The organism is Pseudomonas sp. FP2254, from assembly GCF_030687695.1.
In the GTDB taxonomy this organism is placed as follows: Bacteria; Pseudomonadota; Gammaproteobacteria; order Pseudomonadales; family Pseudomonadaceae; genus Aquipseudomonas; species Aquipseudomonas quebecensis.
Genome location: NZ_CP117444.1, coordinates 3346132 through 3365746, shown reverse-complemented (window position 1 = coordinate 3365746; position 19615 = coordinate 3346132). Strand labels below are relative to the sequence as shown.

The window sequence follows — 19615 nt, the reverse complement described above, 5'->3', positions numbered from 1 at the left end:
CATGTCGATTCCTGTTGCTGAACACACCGCACCGTTGCTGCTGATCCAGCGACGTGTGCCCTGGAGCCTGCTCGGCCTGCTGACGTTGGCGTTTATCGTGGTGCCGCTGTGGGGCAATGACTATTGGCTCAATGCGATCCTGATTCCATTTCTGGTGCTTTCACTGGCCGGGCTGGGCCTGAATCTGCTCACCGGTTATACCGGGCAAACCTCGGTCGGCGCCGCCGGGTTCATGGCCGTCGGCGCCTTCGCCACCTATGGTTTTCTGCTGCGCCTGCCTGAGCTGGGCCTGCCGGTGGCGTTGCTCGGCGGCGGGATCATCAGCGCCCTGGTCGGGCTGCTGTTTGGCTTGCCGAGTTCGCGAATCAAAGGCTTCTACCTGATGGTCACCACGTTGGCCGCGCAGTTTTTCCTGGAGTGGCTGTTCGTCAAATTCCCCTGGTTTTACAACTACGGTTCGTCCGGGACCATATCGGCACCGAGGCTGGCGCTGTTGGGTCATGACCTCAACACGCCGTTGGGCCGCTACTGGCTGACCCTGGTCACGGTGCTGCTGTTGACGTGGGCCGCCGTCAACCTGGTGCGCAGCCAGGTGGGCCGCAACTGGATGGCGATCCGCGATATGGACACCGCCGCCGCCGTGGTCGGCATTCCGGTGGCGCGTTACAAGCGCCTGGCGTTTGCGGTCAGTTCGTTCTACCTAGGCATCGCCGGCGCATTGTGGGCGTTTGCCTACCTGGGCACGGCCAGCGCCAGCAGTTTCGATATCAATCGCTCCTTCCAGATCCTGTTCATCATCATTATCGGCGGCATGGGCAGTATCGCCGGCAATTTTGTCGGCGCTGCCTTCATCAGCTTGCTGCCGATCTTCCTCAGCCACGCCGGGCAGGCGCTGCTCGGCGGTGCGGTGGATGCGGGGCAGTTGCAGAACCTGCAGAAAATCATTTTTGGCGTATTGATCATCGTGTTCCTGATCAAGGAACCCGAGGGCTTGATTCGCCTGTTGCACAACCTTCGCGATTGGCTGCGGCAGTGGCCGCTACGTTTCTAACCCTTCTAAAGAGAACCTCCATGCGTGCATCCTTGAAACGTTCCCTGGCCGGCGCTGCCTTTGCGCTGGCGACATTGGCCGCTGCCGTGCCCCAGGCCGTGGCGTCGGCCGAGCAGCAATTCTTCCCCCTGGCGACCTATCGCGTGGGGGCCTACGCCTCCAGCGGCGTGCAGGTGTGGGCCGGGATGATTGACTACCTGCGCTATATCAACGAGGTCGAAGGCGGCATCAACGGCGTGAAGCTGGTGTGGCAGGAATGCGAGACCGAATGGACGGCGGAGAAGGGCATCGAGTGCTACGAGCGCTTCAAGAACGGCCTGGATGGCGCGCCGGTCGCGGTGTACCAGCCTAACGGCGCACCGGCGGCCTATGCGCTCAGCGAAAGGGCAGAGGTGGACAAGATCCCGCTGATCACCCTTGGCTACGGTCGCACCGAAGCCACCGACGGCACGGTGTTCCCGTACAACTTCCCGGTAATGCTGACCTTCTACAGCGAGGCGTCAAGCCTGGTGAATTACATTGCCCAGCGCGAAGGCGGCTTCGACAAACTCAAGGGCAAGAAAATCGCCACGGTCTACCACGACTCGGCCTACGGGCGCGAAACCCTCGGCCCGCTGAAGCTGCTGGCGGAAAAATACGGCTTTGAAAACATCCAGATTCCGGTGGCCGATCCGGGCAACGAACAGTCCGGCCAATGGCGCCAGGTGCGCCAGGCCAACCCGGACTGGGTGTTCCTGCGCACCTGGGGCGTGTCAACCCCGGTGGCGGTGAAAACCGCCGCGCGCTTCGGCTTCCCGGTGGACCACATCATCGGCGATATCTGGGCCAGTTCCAGCGAAGACGTGTTACCGGCCGGCGCCGCCGCCAAGGGTTACCTGGCGCTCACGCCGTACCCGGCCGGGGCCGATTTCGAGATTCACAAGCGCCTCAAGCAATACGTGCTCGATAAAGGCCACAGCGACCTCAAGGACCTGAAGAACTTCGGCAGCGTCTACTACAACTCCGGCCTTGTGAACGCCGCCGTGGCCGTCGAGGCGATTCGCACCGCCCAGGCCAGGTTCGGCAAGCGCCCGCTCAATGGCGAAGAAGGCCGCTGGGGCCTGGAGCACCTGAATATCGATGATGCGCGCTTGAAGGACATGGGCTACCTGGGGCTGATGCAGAACCTCAAGCTGTCGTGCCGCGACCACGAAGGCGGCGGCTCGGCGCGGGTGCAGCAGTGGGACGGCGCCAACTGGACGCTGATCAGCGACTGGATCGCCGCCGACCGCGCGCTGCTGCGTCCGTTGATCGATGAAAAATCCGCGGCGTTCGCCAAGGAAAAAGGCCTGACGCCACGCACCTGCAATGGGGATGAATAAGCCATGAACCAACCTGCCAGCGCGCCGGCGAGCCCGGCGCTGTTGACTGTCAACGATATCGAGGTGGTCTACGACGGCGCGATCCTGGCGGTGGCCGGGGTGTCGCTGAGCGTGCCCAAGGGCGCCATCGTGGCCTTGCTCGGCGCCAATGGCGCGGGCAAGAGCACCACCCTCAAGGCCATCTCCGGACTGGTGCGGGCCGAGCGTGCCGAGGTCAGCCGGGGTGTAATCGAATATGCCGGGGCGGATCTGGCCGGCATCGACCCGAGCCAGCGTGTGCGCCAAGGCATGGTACACGTGCTGGAGGGGCGCCATGTGTTCGGCCAACTGACGGTGGAAGACAACCTGCGCAGCGGCGGCTTTGTGCGGCGCTTGAGCCGCAAGGCCATGGCCCAGGACCTGGAGCGCATCTACACCTGGTTCCCAAGGCTCAAGACCAAGCGCCACACCCGCGCCGGGCTGACCTCCGGCGGCGAGCAGCAAATGGTCGCCATCGGCCGAGCGTTGATGACCCGTCCTACTTTGGTACTGCTCGACGAGCCGTCCATGGGTTTGGCGCCTATGATCGTGCAGGAGATCTTCGAGATCATTGCGCAGCTCAACCGCGAGCAGCAGGTGAGCTTCCTGATCGCCGAGCAGAACATCAACGTCGCGCTCACCTATGCGGCCCACGGCTATGTGCTGGATACTGGCCGCGTGGCGTTGAGCGGCAACGCCGCTGACCTGCTGGCGCGCGGCGACCTGCATGACATCTACCTGGGTAAACAGTAAGGGCGAACCTGCATGACGCAATCCACCCGCAACGCTGATGTGCTGATCATCGGCGGCGGCCTGAGCGGCACGATGTTGGCCGTGCAATTGCTGCGCCTGCCGGGCCGGCGCCGCATCCTGGTGATCGAACCGCGCGCCGAACTGGGCCGGGGCGAAGCCTACAGTGCGGTCGAGTTGGGCCACACCCTCAACGGCAACGCCGCGCGCATGAGCGTCGAGCCGGACAACCCCGACGACCTCACGCAGTGGCTCACCGATCACATCGCAGCCGGCGGTTGGCCGGAGTCGGCCGAGCAGCCGGTGCCGATCAGCGAACTTTTTCCGCCGCGCGGGCTGTTTGGTGTGTATGCGCAGCAGCGGCTGGCGGAAGCACAGGCACGTTCGGCGTCCACGGTGGAGCATGTCAGGGCCGAAGTGGTCGACGTGCAAGTGGAGGCGGATTCAACCCTGCTGACCCTCGATAACGGCCAGCAAGTGCGCGGCGCCTGTGCGGTATTGGCCACCGGTATGTTCCCGGCGGCGCGCACGCCACAAACCGAGTCGAGCGGTTTGAACGCGGCGGCGCTGGACCCTTGGGACGTACACGCCATGACTGAACTTGACCCGCATTCGACGGTGCTGATCATCGGCTCGGGGCTGACCATGGTCGATGCCGTGGTGTCCCTGGAACAGGCTGGCCATCGTGGACCCATCAAGGTGTTTTCGCGCCATGGCCTGCTGCCTCATGTGCGCCGCCAGCCACCGAGCTGGGTGGATTTCCTCGGCGAAGACCACAGCCTGCGCAGCCCCCGGCTGTTGCTTCGCGAAGTACGACGTCAATGTCGGATTGCAACGACGCAGGGCATTGATTGGCAGGCGCCGCTGGACACGGTGCGCGTGCATATCGGCCGGTTGTGGAGCCAGGCCAGTGAGCGTGAAAAGCGCCAGTTCGTGCGGCATGTGCGGCCGTGGTGGGAAAGCCATCACCACCGCTCGCCGCCGTTGAGTGCGCAGTTGCTGGCGCGGTTGCACGAGGAGGGGCGGTTGCGCGTTCGCGCGGCGTCGTTCAAGGGGTTGGCGCCTGCGGGGGAGGGCGTGACGATCCGTTTGCGCTATCGCGGTGAGCAAGCGCTGACCCAGGTGTCGGGCGCGGCCCTGATCAACTCCAGCGGCATCGAATACGACTGGCGCCGCGTGGCCCGGCCGTTGCCGCAGCAGTTGCTCAAGCGCGGGCTGATCCAGCCTGGGCCGTTGGCGTTGGGGATCGCGGCGGACACGGCCGGTGCAGTGCTGGATGCCCAGGGCCAGGTCAGCGCGCGACTGTTCGCCATGGGCCCGCCGTTGCGCGGGATGTGGTGGGAGAGTACTGCGGTAACGGATGTGGCGCTGCAAGCCAAAGCATTGGCCTCGAAGCTGGCAGAGGTCTAAAAGAAGCTGACAGAGGACTTAGTGTGGGAGGGGGCAAGCCCACCCATATGGTGATCGTCCCCACGCTCTGCGTGGGAATGCCGCCTGGGGCGCTCCGCGTCCCGCCAGGCGCTGCAAGTTCTGGCTATTGCGCACAGGTGACGCAGAGCGTCACGGGCTGCATGCCCACGCGGGAGCGTGGGAACGATCTTGGACCGAGTTGATCGTTCCCCCGCTCTGTGTGGGAACGCCGCCTGGGACGCTCCGCGTCCCGCCAGGCGCTGCAAGTTCTGGCTATTGCGCACAGGTGACGCGGAGCGTCACGGGCTGCATGCCCACGCGGGAGCGTGGGAACGATCTTGGACCGAGTTGATCGTTCCCACGCTCTGAACTGACCCCACAAAGTTGGACGATTTTCTATCTATGCCTGAGCGGCCTGAATTCTGTATTCAACAGGACTCAGGCCGTTTAGCTTCAGTCTGATACGCGAGTGATTGTAATACTGGATGTACTCGTCGATGCCTGCGTGAAGCTCATCCAGGTCGTTAAATTTTTTCAGATAAAAAAATTCGGACTTCAGTGTGCCGAAGAAACTCTCCATGGCCGCGTTGTCATAGCAGTTACCCTTGCGCGACATGCTCGGCGTAACGGAGCATTTTTTGAGAGCCCGCAGGTAAATGGGCATTCGATACTGCCAGCCCTGGTCTGAGTGCAAAACCGGTTTTTCATGCGGCTGAAGCCGCTTGAATGCACCTTTGAGCATCTTCCCGACCATATCGAACAACGGTCTTCTGGCAACCTCGTAGGAAATGATTTCGCCGTTGTACAGATCCAAAACGGGAGACAGATAAAGCTTCTGACCTCCAACTTTGAACTCTGTAACGTCGGTTACCCACTTTTGATTGGGTGACGGAGCTTCGAACTCACGCTTCAAAAGATTAGGCGCTGCCTTGCCTACCTCTCCCTTGTAGGCCCGGTATTTCTTCACCCGCACCAAGCTCTTGAGCTGAAGCTGCGCCATCAGTCGCTGAACAGTCTTGTGATTGACGAGATGACCAGCGCTCCGTACAGCAGCCGTTATGCGGCGATAGCCATACCGGCCCTTGTGCTCGTCGAACGTCGAGCGAATCTTGTCTTTCAGCTCTGCGTACTTATCAGCCGCTTGCAGCGCCTTTTGCTGATAGTAAAAGGTGCTGCGTGCCAAACCGGCAAATTTCAGCAGGCTTTCGAGAGAATGCAGCGGCCTCAGTCCTATTACGATTTGCGCTTTTTCTGCTGCGCTATTCGTTTCTTCTCCTGAACCAAGGCATCGAGCTTTTTTAGGTAGTCGTTTTCCATCCGCAACTGCTTCACCTCGGCAAGCAAATCATCGCGTGAGCGTGATTCGTCATCGGTTGAGCTGGGTTGAACAGGAGGAATGGTGGTCGGCATTTTTTTCGGACGTCCGGCTCTATTAGGCTGCTTGGTAAGGGCATCAAAACCGCCCTCATCAAAGCGGCGTTCCCAGAGGCCGATGATGTCGAACTTACGGATGTCGAACAAGGCCGCCGTCTGCCGATAGGACAGCTGTTCCTCACGCATACGGTTCAAAACAGACAGTTTGAAGTCGTTGCTATAGCGCTGCAGCTTTTTCTCTTTAAGCCCAGCAACGCCATGCACTTGATAGGCCGCGACCCACTGACGAAGGGATGAAAAGTCCACATTGTGACGGTGTGCAACATCCCTCAAACCCGCGCTACCGGAACAATAGTCCTGCACGGCTGCGAGTTTTGCTTGCTCTGTGTACTTACCCATGACGCCCCCAAAGGTTGTGTCCAACCTTTGGGGGTCAGTTCACTCTGCGTGGGAACGCCGCCTGGGACGCTCCGCGTCCCGCCAGGTTCTGCAAGTTCTGGCTATTACGCACAGGTGACGCAGAGCGTCACGGGCTGCATGCCCACGCGGGAGCGTGGGAATGATTTTGAAAAGCACTGGCTTCGAAGCTGACGCCAGGATCTCCATTTATCTTGAGATTTTCACAAAGCCGGGCTTCAGGCCGAACACCTCCACCCCTTGCGCCGTCGACTGCCCGGTGGTCACCTTCACCCGCTCCACCGGTTTATCCATCGCCTCGCGGTACGCCACCGTCATGTCCGGCTCAATCGCCTGGCTGGGAATCACGATCGCCTGGGCATTGTTGTAAGTGACGATGGTCAGCCGCGCACTCATCCCCAACCGCACTCGCTGCAGCTGCTCTGGGGTGAGTTTGGGAATCGACAATGTCACCGCAAACTGCGCGCTGCCTTGACTGTCGCTGGCGATGGCCAAGCCGCTGACCACGCTGACGGAACCCTTCAGTCGTTCGCCATCAAAACCATCGCCCATGACTTCCACCGCCTGGCCCTGATGCAATTGGTTGATGTCCAGCTCCGAAACCTTGGCGACGATTTTCAGTCGCTCGATATTGGCCAGCCCAAACAACACCTGGCCCTGGCTGACCTTGCTGCCGGCCTGGATAGGCACGTTGTTAGTGGCGCCGCCCTGGGGGGAATTATTACCGGGCGCGGGCACCACGATGCCGGAAAACGGCGCCTTGACTTCCTGGCCTTCGAGCAACGTGCGCAGGGCCTCATATTTCACCGTGGCGTTGGTCAGCTCCATGTCGGCGATCTGGCGGTACTCGCCCTTGCCCTGATCAAGCGCCTGCTGCAGTTCACTGCGTGCGGAGGCGAGGTCCAACTGCTGCTGCTGGGCCTGTTGGCGCAGGTCGTCCAGCTCATTACGCGGGATGATGCCGCGCTTGAACAGGTTTTCGCTCTCGGTGAGTTTGCGCTGAGTGTTGCCGGCGCTCATCTCGGCGGTGCGCAGGCTGCGGCGCGCACGGCTGACCGCCGGGCTGCTGTCCCAGTCCTGCATTTCCTGGACGGTGCGCCGGGCCTTGAGTTGGGCGGAGAGGGCGTCGCGCAATTGCACTTCCAGGGTGGCCGGGTCCATGCGCAGCAGCACCTGGCCGGCCTCGACCCGCTGGCCTTGCTCGACCAGATTGGCCTGCACGTTGCCGTCGAAGGGCGCGGCGAGGATGAGCGTGGTATCGGGCTCGATCTTGCCCACCAGGCCGATCTGGTGCACCAGCGCATCCGGCTTGATCGGCAACCATTGTTCGGCGGTATCGGTGGGGGCGGACGCCGGGCTGCGCAGGGCCAGTCCCGCGGCGCCCAATAACAGGATCAGCAGCCCACCCAACAGGCGTTTTCGATTAGTAGTCATTGAGGGCGATTTCCCAACTTTCCAGCGTCATGCCCAGGGTCAGATCGAGCTGGGTCTGGGCGTTCAGATAAGCAATCAGCGCATTGAGCTGCGCGTTTTCGGCGTTGCGCAGGTCGGTCTCGAAGCTCAACACCTGGAAGTTGGTGGATCGGCCGGCGCTGAGTTTTTCCCGTTCGATCTCGATCTTGCGCCGCGACAACTCGACGGCGCGCTGGGCGATCTCATACTGGCGCCAGCGTGTGCCGAGGTCACGCACGACGTCATTGACGCTGCGCTCCAGTTCCTGGCGGGCGTCAGTGATGCGCACCTGCTGGTCCTCCACGTTCACCCGCGCACGCACCTCGGCCTGGCGCGTGCTGATATCACCGATGGGAATCTGCACCTGCACCCCGGCGTAGCTGTCCCAGGTGCGGTTGTTGCTGCTGCCGGCCTCGTTATTGTAGGTGTCGCGTATCTGGTTCGCGCCGGCGACCAGGTCCACTTGCCAGCGCCCGGAGTCCTTGGCGATCACCAAGTTGAGGTCGGCCTGCTGGCTGCCGAGCAGGGCGGCGAGGTATTCCGGTTGCTGGGTCTGCGCCAGGTTGAAGGCCTGGCGCTGGTCGATCTGCATCGGCCTGGCCTCCAGGGCTTCGGTGGCGCGAATCGGCGTGGACAGGTCCAGGGCCAGCAGGCGCAGCAGCGCCAGGCGGTTGGTGTCCAGTTGATTCTGCGCTTCTTCGACGCCCAATTGCTGGGTGGCGATATCGGCTTCGGTCTGCACGATTTCGAACTCGGCCATGCGCCCGGCGCTGATCAATGCCTTGTTCACTTCCAGCAATGTGCCGGAGCGCTTGAGGGCGTCCTGGACGATGCTCAGTTGCTCCTGGGCGCGCAGCAGTTCGCGGTAGGTGGCGATGATCTGGCTGATGGTCTGCGCCACGGTCGCCTTGAGGTTCAGGCGGTTGGCCTGTTCCGACAGGCGCGACAGGCGCAGTGGTGCGGTGGTGGCATCCCAGCCGGCGCCGCGCATCAGCGGCTGGATGATCGCCAGGTCCAGGCCATCGCTGCGGTAGCGTCCGGCGCGGTCGGCGTTGTTCAGTTGCTGGGTCCAGGCCATGCTCAGGCGCGTGCCGTATTCGCCGAGCAGGCTGGTGGACGGCGCCACATTGGCGTTGCGCGCGTTATCCACCGATCCGCGGCTGCTGCGGTAATAACTGTTGAGGGTGAGCTTGGGGTTGAACACATCCTCGGCGACCCGCAGGTCGAACTTCTGCGCCACCCGCTGCAGGTACGCGCTGCGGATCGCCGGGTTGTTGCGCAGGCCCAGGTACACCGCGTCGCCCAGGGTCAGGCTGGTCACCTGTGCATTCAGCGATACCCCTCGGTCATAGCCGCTGCGGGTGGTGCTCGGCGCCGAGGGTTTGATGACCACATCCGCCGCCACGCCGGGCAGGCTCACCAAAGCGAGCCACAGCAGCCATTTACTCATCGCGCAGCGCCTCCACCGGTTGCAACCGCGAGGCCGAGACCGCCGGGTAGATGCCGAAGAACAAACCCACCAGCAAGGTGCTGCCCACCCCCAGCGGCAGGGCGGCGGCGGCCAGGGCGAAGGTCCAGCCTGAGAGCCAGGCGTAGAGCCACGCAGCCGTCATGCCGAGCACCGCGCCGCACAGGGCGCCGACGGCGGTGAGGGTGACCGCTTCAAGTAAAAACAGGTTGCGGATGTCTCGCTGCCGGGCGCCCAGCGCCATGCGAATGCCGATTTCGCGGCGCCGCTCCGAGACGTTCATCAGCATCACGTTCATCACCCCCACGCCACCCCCCACCAGAGAGATTGCGCCCAGGGCCAACAGCAGGTACGCGAACGTGCGGCTCTGGCGGGTCATGCCATCAATCATCTGCTGGGGTACCTGAATGTCGACATCATGGTCGACGAGCTGCGGTGTCAGGGCCGCTGCGGTATCGCGGGCGATGCGCTCCATGTCTTCGCCGGGCGCCGCGCGGATGATCACGTTGCCGACCTGCGGAGCAGCGTAGATGCGGCGCATGCCTTCGGCGGGCATGAACAGCGATTCGTTGGCCTGCACCGGCATCAGCATCGCGCGCGGTTGCCGGTGCAGCAGACCCACCACCAGGAACAGGTAATCGTTGATGCGCACGCGGTCGCCCAGTTGCAGCGGATCGCCCGGCGCACTGAGGGCCTGGGCGATGTCGGCGCCGATCACGGCATAGGTTTCGTTGACGTCGAACCCGGACAGAAAGCGCCCCTGCTGCAACGCCAGGCGCATGGCCTGCTCGATGCCTGGGGTGCTGCCGACCAGATTGGCGTTGACGCTGCGCCCGTGGAACACGATGGGGCCGCTGAACAGGCTGAGCGCGCCGATGTGGGCGATGCCCGGAACGGCCCGGCGCACGGCGTCCAGGTCCAGGCGCGTGCGCATCGGCACGTTGCTGGCACCCTTGGGGGGGAACTGCGCCACCAGGGTGTCGGTGCCCATGTCCTTGAAGATCATCGCCGCATCTACCGAGGCGTTGTGGCCGATATTGATCAGCGCCACGACCGATGAACTGCCGATCACAATGCCCAGCAGGGCGAGGATCGAGCGCTTGCCCAGGGTGCGCAGGCTGACGAAGGCTTCATGCAACAGTTGGCTGAGGCTTTGCTCTACCCGCAGGCTCATGGGCGCGGGGCCTCGTGCACCACGCCGTTGCGCACCAGGATCCTGCGTTCCAGGCGTTCGGCGATGTGCGGGTCGTGGGTGACGATGATCAGCGTCACCTGTTGCTCGCGATTGAGCGCCAGCAGCAGGTCCATGATGTCCTGGGCGGTGCTGCTGTCGAGGTTGCCGGTGGGTTCGTCGGCGAGGATCACCGACGGGTTGCCGACCAACGCACGGGCGATGGCCACGCGTTGGCGCTGGCCGCCGGAGAGGTCGGCGGGACGATGATGGGCGCGTTCGCCCAGGCCCACCTGATCGAGCATGCGCAGCGCCTGTTCCACCGAGTCGTGGCGCGACACGCCGCGATAGCTCAGGGGCAGGGCGACGTTATCCAGCGCGCTGAGGCGCGGCAGCAGGTTGAAACTCTGGAACACGAAACCGATCTGGCGGTTGCGGATCGCGGCCAACTCGTCGGGGCTGGCGCTGAAAATATCGTGGCCGGCGAAGTGGTACTGGCCGCAGTTGGGCAGGTCCAGCAAGCCGAGAATATTGAGCAGGGTACTTTTGCCGGAGCCGGACGCGCCGAGAATGCCGCAGCTGTCGCCGCGATCGATGGACAGGCACACGTCGTTGAGAATCGACAGCGCCTGCCCGGCCAGTTGATAGCGTTTGCCGATGCCTTGCAGGGAAATCAACCCAGGGCGGGCGTGGATGTCGGTCATGGTCGCGGCGCCTTCAGTCTCGCCGCTGTCGTCATTCCCCTGGTAAAGCGTTGAAACAAGTTCGGGAGCCAACGGTACGCGTCACGGACTGGTTTTATTTCTTGTTTTTAAAATATTGTTTGAATACTAACCGCGTTCCCTGCGCTTCGCCAGCCGCGATGGGAGAGCGTTTTTACCCTTTGAAATGATTGTTTTCGCCGGCGTCCATGCGTGGACGAAATACCGGTATCCAATGGCAAGCGGCCGTGCAGCAAGGCTTTGACCTCTATCGTGGTGCTTCACTACTTGCTTTCGCAGGGCCGCCCCGGTATAAAAAATCAAATTATTTTTTAAAACAATATTTCCGTGAGATCCCCATGGTCGCGAAGAAACTCAGCGCTCCAAACGTTACCAAGACTCGCTTGCTGGATGCGACAGAGGCTCTCTTCATCAAGTACGGATACGACGCGGTTTTGTTGCGGCAGATTACCGAGCGCGCCCAAGTCAACCTGGCGGCCGTGAACTATCACTTCGGGGACAAGGACTCCCTGATGAAGACCCTGTTGATGCAACGCCTGGAGCCCCTCAACGAACAGCGCCTGGAACTGCTGGCGCGCTGCGAAGCCGAGTCCGATGGCCCGCTCGATTGCGACACGCTGCTGGGTGTGTTGTTCGCCCCGGCCATGGGCCTGGAGCGCAGCGACCCGGCAAGTGGGGAAGGGCGCTCATTTATTCGTTTCCTTGGGCGCGTCTACAGCGATACGTCGCCATTTATCCAGGAATACCTCAAGGTGCATTACCAGCCGGTATTCCAGCGCTTCTTCGAAGCATTCGCCCTGGCTTTGCCGGATCTGCCGCGCAACGAACTGGGGGTGCGCCTGCAATTTGCCCTCAAGGCGATCTCTGGGGTGATGGCCGGCACCGAGCTGCGACTGCTGATGAACTCCATGAGTCTCGGCCGCCCGGCGACGGATGCAGAAGTGATGGCCAAGCTGATTACGCTGGTCTCGGCCGCCATTCGCGTGCCGCAACAAAGCCCGGAGGCGCAAACCGCGTTGGCGAAGGTGCTGGATACCCAGCGGGCCATTCGTGAACAGGCAAGTGCCCCCGCCCTGAAAGCCTCGCGTTGACCACCCGGATTTCTCCAGACAAAAAAAAGCCCGCTGGGGCGGCGGGCTTGATATGCAGCATTTGTAACGGATGAGGCTTCACACTACGGCTGGGGATGTGAATAAAACGTGAAAAAAATGTAAGCATTCGTGTAAATGCGCATGCTACGGGTTGATGGCACTTTGCCTAGAAAGCGGAGGGTATTTAACCGTTCGTCGTCACTGTCAATTCTGACAGGTAGACGCTCTTCTGGATCGGTTGTTTGATCAAGTCTCGCGCATGCCCTGACCGCATGCGGTTCATCGAGGAGCTCAATCATGTCGAACGACACCGTTTCCGCTGGACCCACCTCTGCAGATCCACCCCTTAGCCCGTCCGGGGTGAGACTGCAACCCGTACGGCGTGAACCTCCCGTGCCAAAGGAATCACCTACGCGTCCAGGCGTGACGATTATCGAAGACCTGGACTCACCCTACACATCCCCTCGCAGGGTTAGGCCTGTGGCCGGCGCCGCGTATGGCCTGGGTATAGTTCATGTTGTAGAGGGGGTGAATTTCGTATTTGAACGCTGGGCGCGTCTCAGTGAGGGCGATGAGTATCGCATTTGGATGAATGGCGTACTGTTTGCGTCAAAACGCATAGCGCGGGATGATCTGACAAGGCAGCGTTTTTTTATAATATTCCCCGCCCCCAGATACCGTTGGGTTTTATACCTGATGTATATGGAGAAGTAATCAGAGTGGGCTCGGTCATACCGAGCACCTCTCCCCCTCAAATTGTTTTTATCAAGGACACCCGGCCAGGTGGGGTCGATGACCGTCCTCACGAACCCTGGCACTCAAAATTGATCTTGACGCTGTCAGCCACGTTAATCGGCGCCAATACGCCTGTCGTAGCAAAGATCAAAGCCTGGGATAACATGCGGGTCAACGATCTGGTGATGTTCTATTGGGGGGGCACCCGTTACGACGTGCCACCTATCACACAGGATCAGGTGGGGCAGGATTTGGAGTTTCAGATCGATCCGGATTTCCTGGCATTGGTCGGCAGCGGTCACTATGTTGTGCAGTTCTACCTGTATGACGAGGTACGTAATCGCTCTGGAGAGGAGCAGCCTTGGTCGAAACTGGTGCAAGTGAACGTAGATCTGGATCTACATTTCCTGCCAAAACCAACGGTCATTCAGAATTTTCTGGAGATAACTTCCGCGATAGAAGGCGACATGGTGCATTTGAAGCCTGTGACTGTGGAAGTGGAAGTCAGGCGTGGGGGCCAGTTCGTCGTCGGCGATCATATTCGTCTGATAATAGAAGGCGAGACTGCTGACGGGGTACATGTCTATCAGACTCTACGACAACGCGTTGACAGAATCCCTAAATATTATCTATTTTCTGTCCGTAATGAGTGGATCAGGTCGCTTGTCCAATCAACCGTGACGTTTTCTTATGTGCGGGAACGCGATGGAGAGGATGATCTGCCCTCCGAAAACAATAACGTCGGGGTTTACGGAACCCGTTTTCAATTGCCCCGCCCAAGTGTTCTGCAAGCCGTTGGCCCCTTTATTCCACCGGATCTTGCATTTATGACGGCTGCAATGCCGGATTACCAACCACCTGGTACCTTGAGCGATCTGCTGAAGGTCGTCCTCAGTGGCAAGTACATTGACGGTTCCGTCGAGTCGGTCGAGTCGGAACGGTTCGCGGGTAATCACCCACGCTTCCGAGATTTCCGCAATAGCGAGTACATGCGTCTGGACGGCTTGGACGAGACTAACGTCCATTACTTCGTGACTGACGTGAACGGTGTGCGGGAGTCGGAGCGTGCCTGGGTGCAGATCGGCCGTCCGCCCAGGACGCTATTGCCACCCTTCATTCAGGAGGCGATCAATGGCAACGTGGATCTAGTCGATGTAGGTACCTACGGCACCCTGGAGTTGTTTGCGGAGTTCGAGGCTGGTGACAAACTGACCGTCCAATACACGGGGTCCCTCACGGGCAACCATTGGTTTGACTACGATTTGTTTTTTAACGCTAGTAATTTGGTGTTGGACATCCCCAAGGACCTTTTCAGCGGCAATCTGGATGGCACGCTCACCGTCAGTTACTGGATTGACCGCTTCGACGTATTTGAGTTTTCTGAAGAGCTGGTGGTGACCGTTGGGACCAAATTGGGCAGGTTATATTTGCCTCAAGTGCTGGAAGCCACCACAGAACCTGATGAGCTTGCCCCAGCAGATGTATGGCCACGGGGCGCGACTGTTCGGGTCAGGTATGATTTCATAAAACGCACTGATCAGGTCGAAGTTCAGTGGGAAGGGCTTGGAGGGCTAGGCAGCCATTTTGAAGTCAAGCAAGACCAGAGTGGCGACTACATCGATTTTACGATTCCGACCGAGGTGATTGGTTTTAACATTCATCCCCTCGGGCGTGATATCGACGTCTCGTTTAATGTCATTCGTAACGGCCATTCGACCCCATCCGAAAAGTTGACCCTGCGTTTGCTTACGCTGCACAGTCCGCCCAGCCCAGTGATCGACAGCATCGGCGACAGCGCAGTGCTGGAGATCCCTCTGCTTTCCAACTTGGACAGGACGCGCGTGCAGCCCTGGATGTATGCGCACGTGGACCAGCGTATGTGGTTGAGTTATGAAGGCACCTTCCACATTGACGACGAGCATTTTGAACACGAGGATCTTCGGGCACGCATTGTGAATGCCACAGAAGTGATGACCGGTATCGCAAGTTTTACCCCGGTGTCGCAGCTTCGCGAACTCAAAGACTGGTCGCCATTGTTTATCCGTTTCTGGGTGACGTTCAATAACAGCAACGATATCAACGATGCGGTGTTGTTTGATGTCAGGCATCACATGATTCAGAGGGAAGTCAACGTCTTTCCGCATCCTGAAATCAATCTGTCCACGCCTGCGGAAGGCGAAGTCGTGTCGATTGAACCGCTTGTGTCGAAAGACAATTGCCAGGTTGTAGTACGTTATCCGAACATGAACCTCAACGGCGTGGACAGGATTAAGCTTGATTGGATACATCCGAATCCACATGTCGAACTTCCGGATTTGCCACCCCAGGATGGGCTGGATGGCGGTGAGGTCAGGTTCCACATCAGCAATGAATTTCTCGGCACCAGTGCTGGCCGCACAATCAACCTGCATTACTCCGTAGTGCTAGGCAGGGGTGGGGCAGGGAATTCCGAGCTGCAGACGGTCGAAGTCAAAGACATTCAGCCCGCCGACTTGCCGAGGGTGTTGATCAACAACGTGGCCAATGGCGGCAGCTTCAATCCGCCGGATCTGCCGGGCGATCCCATTGCGGCTTGCCCTAAGTGGGAACTGAGCGTTACGGGGCAGCGTGTCTGGATGAGAGTTACCACTTCCGCAGTTGGGATTGCGCCGTTGGAGTTGTTGACGAACCATCCGATTACGGCCATAGAGCAAGCCAACGGTTTGGCGAATATCCGGGTCAGCCGCGCCTGGTTGTTGAGTTTGCCCGACAATGCGTCGTTCACGGTGCATACGAAGGTCACGTTTGACGGCAGCGAAGATGAGTTTTTGGCAACACCTTTCTTGGAGACCCAGTACCGCATTTCGCTGGTTAGGCCGCTGAACTTCGACGGGACCAACTCCACTCTCTGGGGGCGTACTTACATCATCCCCGGTAGCCCGAACGTTTTGCCAGCCTTTAACAGTGGCAATTCTATCCGGCGCACCCCTACCGGCGGCACGCCCGGTTACTTCTACACTTCAAGCAATACGGGTGTAGCTGTTGTGGACTCAACGGGTCTTGTCACTGTTCGCGGCAACGGTTCTGCGAAGATTACGGTGCGCGACTCTTCTGTGCCGTCGCAAACACGCAGCTATGTCGTGTCTGTCGGAGGGGTGGTGTTGTGTTATGGCCTGGGCGCTGGTACCAAGACTGACATCGACACGAGGGCGAGGAATCAAGGTTTGCGCGTGGCCTCGCTGGGTGAGCTGCGCGAGTTGAGTGCTGCTTATGGACATCGTTGGCCAATGGGCAATGCGCCGTACTGGTCCAGTACTTATTCGCATAACTTCTTATTCTTCAACTATTGGTGGGCGAGAAACATAAACACGGGTGGGGAGGGGAATTACAAACAGTGGATAGGTAACCAATTGTTGGGGGTAGGCCTAAGGTAACAGTTCACCCAGGCCATTAACGGGGCAGCCTGTTTCATCTCAGGCTGTCCCGTTTTTTATAACGGCTCGTTCATATTCTCCAGGCCGGTGAAGTCTTCGCCAACCGTTGACGCATGTGCTCAATGTTTGCCGCCAATTGCCGCGTCAGTAATCTGTAGCCATCCAGCGCATTTTGAACCGAGGCCTCCAACACCGGTTCAACGGGAGACGGTCCTCCGGAACGTTCAAGACGCTGTATTGCCCCCGACCTCAACGCCCGCGCCATCCCCACCAACTGCACCCGAATCTGCCGATGCTCGGCCTTGAGCATCACCTGCATCCGCGCCATCGCCTGTTCATCGCGAGGGTCGGGCCGGGTATTGCCAAGGATCTCCAGCGTGCTGATGCACAGGCGCAAATGCCGTTGGATCGCGTCCAGCTCAGTCATGGAAATGCGCACTTCTTTGGACACCGACGGCATCAGCGAGCGCAATTGCAGCATCGCCGCGTTCAGGCGGTTGAGCAGTTTGAGGTGTTCGTCGTCGGTGACCGACTGGCCGTTGATGATCCGGCTGTAGATCTGCGCGCAGTCGCGCAACGCACCGGCCAGGTTGTAGCGCCACGAGTAGACGGCGTACAGCGGCAGGGCAAACGAGAACGCCAGGGCCAGCCCGATGCCGATAAGGATATCCACCGTGCGCCACAAGCCATCCGAGATCGGGTTGTCGCCGTGGCCGGCGACGATAAACACCGTGATCGCCGACAGCAGCGCGATGTAACCGCCCTTGCCGATGGCGTGATAGGAAAAGAACCCGCACACCATCGACATCAACAGATAAGTCAGCAGCGGCAGACCGAAGTAGGCCTGTTGCACCACGAGCAGCAGGCCGACGCTGGCGCCGATCAACGTGCCGTAGGCGCGCTCCATGGCTTTCTTGCCGATATTGCCGTGGTGCTGCAAACCGCCGATGACGATCAGCATGGTCACCGACGCCCACTCTCCGTGGGGCAGGTTGAGGCCGGTGGTCAGCAGGATCGTCGCCAGCAGCCCGATGGACACGCGCACGGCGTGGATCAGCTTGGCATGGCGATAGCGGCGGTAGGGGTCGAGCAACGGGCGCAACAGGCGCCGGGCAACCATAGGCAGATTCATTGATAACAACGGGGCCTCAATTCTGGAGATGTACACAATTCGAATGTGGGAGGGGGCTTGCCCCCGATGACCATGGGTATCTACACAACTTTCAGATCCAGACAAATCCCCTGTGGCGAGCGGGCTTGCCCCGCGTTGGGCTGCGAAGCAGCCCCAGTAAAGAAGAATATGGTGTATCAGACACTCTGTAGAGGCTGGTTTTGGGGCTGCTGCGCAGCCCAACGCGGGACAAGCCCGCTCGCCACAACAGCCCTATCTGCCGGGAATTCGGCGTTGAGCCAACGTTGTGTAGATACTTATGCCTCGATAACTGTGGATCAGTAAACAATCGGTTAGCTGACACACCGCTATCGAGGCCAGGCCCTCTCCCACATGGTTTGACCGAGGTGAACCTAGAAGATGTAGTCAGTGGTCAGGAAGCTTGAATCGCGGTTGCGCAGGATCTCGCTGACCAGTGCCTTGTTGCTGTCCTGGAACTTGGTCGCCACCAGGGTGCGGATCGAGAACACGCGTAACGCATCATGTACCGACAGCGTGCCTTCGGCCGAGTTCTTGCGCCCGTTGAACGGGAAGGTGTCCGGCCCACGCTGGCATTGGGCGTTGATATTGATGCGCCCAACCTGGTTGGCAAAGGTGTCCACCAGGCGCCCGATGGCTTCGGCGTTGTTGCCGAACAGGCTCAGTTGCTGGCCGAAGTCTGACTCCAGTACGTAGTCGATCACGGTCTCCAGGTCGCGGTAGGGCACGATCGGTACCACCGGGCCGAACTGCTCCTCGTGGTACACACGCATTTGCGGGTTTACCGGGTACAGCACCGCCGGGTAGAAGAACGAACCGCGACTGGCACCGCCATTGGCATTCACCACCTGGGCGCCGTGTTGCGCCGCGTCGGCCACCAGGCCGTTGAGGTAATCCACCTTGCCGACTTCCGGTAACGGCGTCAGGGACACGCCGTCTTCCCATGGCATGCCGGGCTTGAGCGTCGCCAGTCTGGCGTTGAATTTCTCGATAAACGCGTCGACCACGTCTGCATGCACGAACAGAATTTTCAGTGCGGTGCAGCGCTGGCCGTTGAATGACAACGAGCCGGTGAGCGCTTCGCTGACGGCATTGTCCAGGTCCACCTCCGGCAGCACGATGCCGGGGTTTTTTGCGTCCAGGCCGAGGGCGGCTCGCAAGCGGTGCGGCTTGGGGTGCAGTTTTTTCAAATCGCTGGCGGCCTTGTTGGTGCCGATAAACGCAAAGATATCGATCTTGCCGCTGGCCATCAGCGCACTGACGGTTTCGCGGCCGCTGCCATAGATCACGTTGATCACCCCGGCCGGGAAGCTGTCGCGGAACGCCTCCAGCAATGGGCGAATCAGCAGCACGCCGAGCTTGGCCGGCTTGAACACCACGGTGTTGCCCATGATCAGCGCCGGGATCAGCGTGGTGAACGTTTCGTTGAGCGGGTAGTTGTAGGGGCCCATGCACAGCGCCACGCCCAGGGGCACGCGGCGGATCTGCCCGAGAGTGTCCTGTTCCAACTCGAAGCGGCTGCTGCGGCGGTCCAGTTCCTTGAGGGCATTGATGGTGTCGGTGATGTAGTCGCAGGTGCGGTCGAATTCTTTCTGCGAGTCCTTGAGGTTCTTGCCGATCTCCCACATCAGCAGCTTGACCACCGCATCACGCTGTTCGCGCATGCGCCGCAAAAACGCTTCGACGTGGCGGATGCGGTCGACCACGCGCATCGTCGGCCATTCGCCCTGGCCACGATCATAGGCGCGCACGGCGGCATCAAGGGCGGTGAGGGCAGTGTCGGCGTCCAACAACGGCGTGCTGCCGATCACCACGCGCTGATCACCCAACTGCACCGGGCTGTGGACCTGGGCCAATGGGCCGTTCCACACCTGCAACTGGCCGTCCACCAGGTAATCACGCTGTTCGATGGGCGCCGCCAGGCGGTATTGCTCGGGGATTTGGGCGGTGGAAGTGGGAAACAGCTGGGCGAGCAGGTGCTGAGTGGTCATAGCGCTATCCCTGTAATGGTTACAAAACTTGACTGGTGCTT

The 19615-nt window shown here is 60.3% G+C and carries 13 protein-coding genes; 6 read left to right on the top strand and 7 right to left on the bottom strand.

Annotated elements, in window-relative coordinates; translation table 11 throughout:
* Position 1: 1 nt before the first annotated feature.
* Genes PSH94_RS15380 through PSH94_RS15365 form a run of 4 tightly spaced genes read left to right on the top strand, consistent with a single transcriptional unit; the run spans position 2 to position 4590 of the window.
* A complete protein-coding gene (locus PSH94_RS15380; protein WP_266247724.1) occupies positions 2 to 1051 on the top strand; it encodes a branched-chain amino acid ABC transporter permease in 1050 nt (349 codons plus the stop codon).
* A 20-nt stretch (positions 1052 to 1071) separates the two neighbouring features.
* Positions 1072 to 2412 (top strand): ABC transporter substrate-binding protein, encoded by a 1341-nt coding sequence (locus tag PSH94_RS15375; protein ID WP_181080922.1) that lies wholly within the window; start codon positions 1072 to 1074, stop codon positions 2410 to 2412.
* A gap of 3 nt (positions 2413 to 2415) precedes the next feature.
* Positions 2416 to 3183, top strand: a complete 768-nt coding sequence (locus PSH94_RS15370) for an ABC transporter ATP-binding protein (protein ID WP_253508264.1) — start codon at positions 2416 to 2418, stop codon at positions 3181 to 3183.
* Between the two features lie 12 nt (positions 3184 to 3195).
* Entirely contained in the window at positions 3196 to 4590 is a 1395-nt protein-coding gene (locus PSH94_RS15365) for an FAD/NAD(P)-binding protein (protein WP_305435114.1), read from the top strand.
* 400 nt (positions 4591 to 4990) lie between these two features.
* Here the strand turns inward: PSH94_RS15365 and PSH94_RS15360 are convergent.
* The 5 genes from PSH94_RS15360 to PSH94_RS15340 form a co-directional block, all read right to left on the bottom strand.
* Positions 4991 to 6363 (bottom strand): IS3 family transposase gene (locus tag PSH94_RS15360; protein WP_305435112.1). Its coding sequence is split into 2 segments (ribosomal slippage): positions 4991 to 5892 and positions 5892 to 6363, totalling 1374 coding nucleotides; the frame shifts between segments, so codons are not numbered across the junction.
* Between the two features lie 207 nt (positions 6364 to 6570).
* Positions 6571 to 7815, bottom strand: coding sequence for an efflux RND transporter periplasmic adaptor subunit (locus tag PSH94_RS15355; protein WP_253508260.1), 1245 nt, complete (start codon positions 7813 to 7815; stop codon positions 6571 to 6573).
* The gene (locus tag PSH94_RS15350) at positions 7805 to 9283 is read right to left on the bottom strand and encodes a TolC family protein (protein WP_266247732.1); all 1479 of its coding nucleotides are present in this window, start codon (positions 9281 to 9283) and stop codon (positions 7805 to 7807) included. Before PSH94_RS15350 ends, PSH94_RS15355 begins: the two co-directional genes overlap by 11 nt.
* Positions 9276 to 10475, bottom strand: coding sequence for an ABC transporter permease (locus PSH94_RS15345; RefSeq protein ID WP_181080917.1), 1200 nt, complete (start codon positions 10473 to 10475; stop codon positions 9276 to 9278). Before PSH94_RS15345 ends, PSH94_RS15350 begins: the two co-directional genes overlap by 8 nt.
* Complete coding sequence (locus PSH94_RS15340) at positions 10472 to 11176, bottom strand: ABC transporter ATP-binding protein (RefSeq protein ID WP_181080916.1); 705 nt, start codon at positions 11174 to 11176, stop codon at positions 10472 to 10474. Before PSH94_RS15340 ends, PSH94_RS15345 begins: the two co-directional genes overlap by 4 nt.
* 356 nt (positions 11177 to 11532) lie before the next feature.
* Between PSH94_RS15340 and PSH94_RS15335 the strand changes: the two genes are divergently transcribed.
* Positions 11533 to 12285 (top strand): TetR/AcrR family transcriptional regulator, encoded by a 753-nt coding sequence (locus PSH94_RS15335; RefSeq protein ID WP_305435108.1) that lies wholly within the window; start codon positions 11533 to 11535, stop codon positions 12283 to 12285.
* Between the two features lie 824 nt (positions 12286 to 13109).
* Positions 13110 to 16433 carry a hypothetical protein gene (locus tag PSH94_RS15330; protein WP_305435107.1) on the top strand — a complete coding sequence of 1108 codons (3324 nt, stop codon included), beginning with the start codon at positions 13110 to 13112 and terminating at the stop codon, positions 16431 to 16433.
* Between the two features lie 70 nt (positions 16434 to 16503).
* Here the strand turns inward: PSH94_RS15330 and PSH94_RS15325 are convergent, their stop codons facing one another.
* Both PSH94_RS15325 and PSH94_RS15320 read right to left on the bottom strand, forming a co-directional pair.
* The gene (locus PSH94_RS15325) at positions 16504 to 17565 is read right to left on the bottom strand and encodes an FUSC family protein (RefSeq protein WP_305435105.1); all 1062 of its coding nucleotides are present in this window, start codon (positions 17563 to 17565) and stop codon (positions 16504 to 16506) included.
* 392 nt (positions 17566 to 17957) lie between these two features.
* Positions 17958 to 19574 (bottom strand): NADP-dependent glyceraldehyde-3-phosphate dehydrogenase, encoded by a 1617-nt coding sequence (locus PSH94_RS15320; protein WP_305435104.1) that lies wholly within the window; start codon positions 19572 to 19574, stop codon positions 17958 to 17960.
* Between the last annotated feature and the right edge of the window lie 41 nt (positions 19575 to 19615).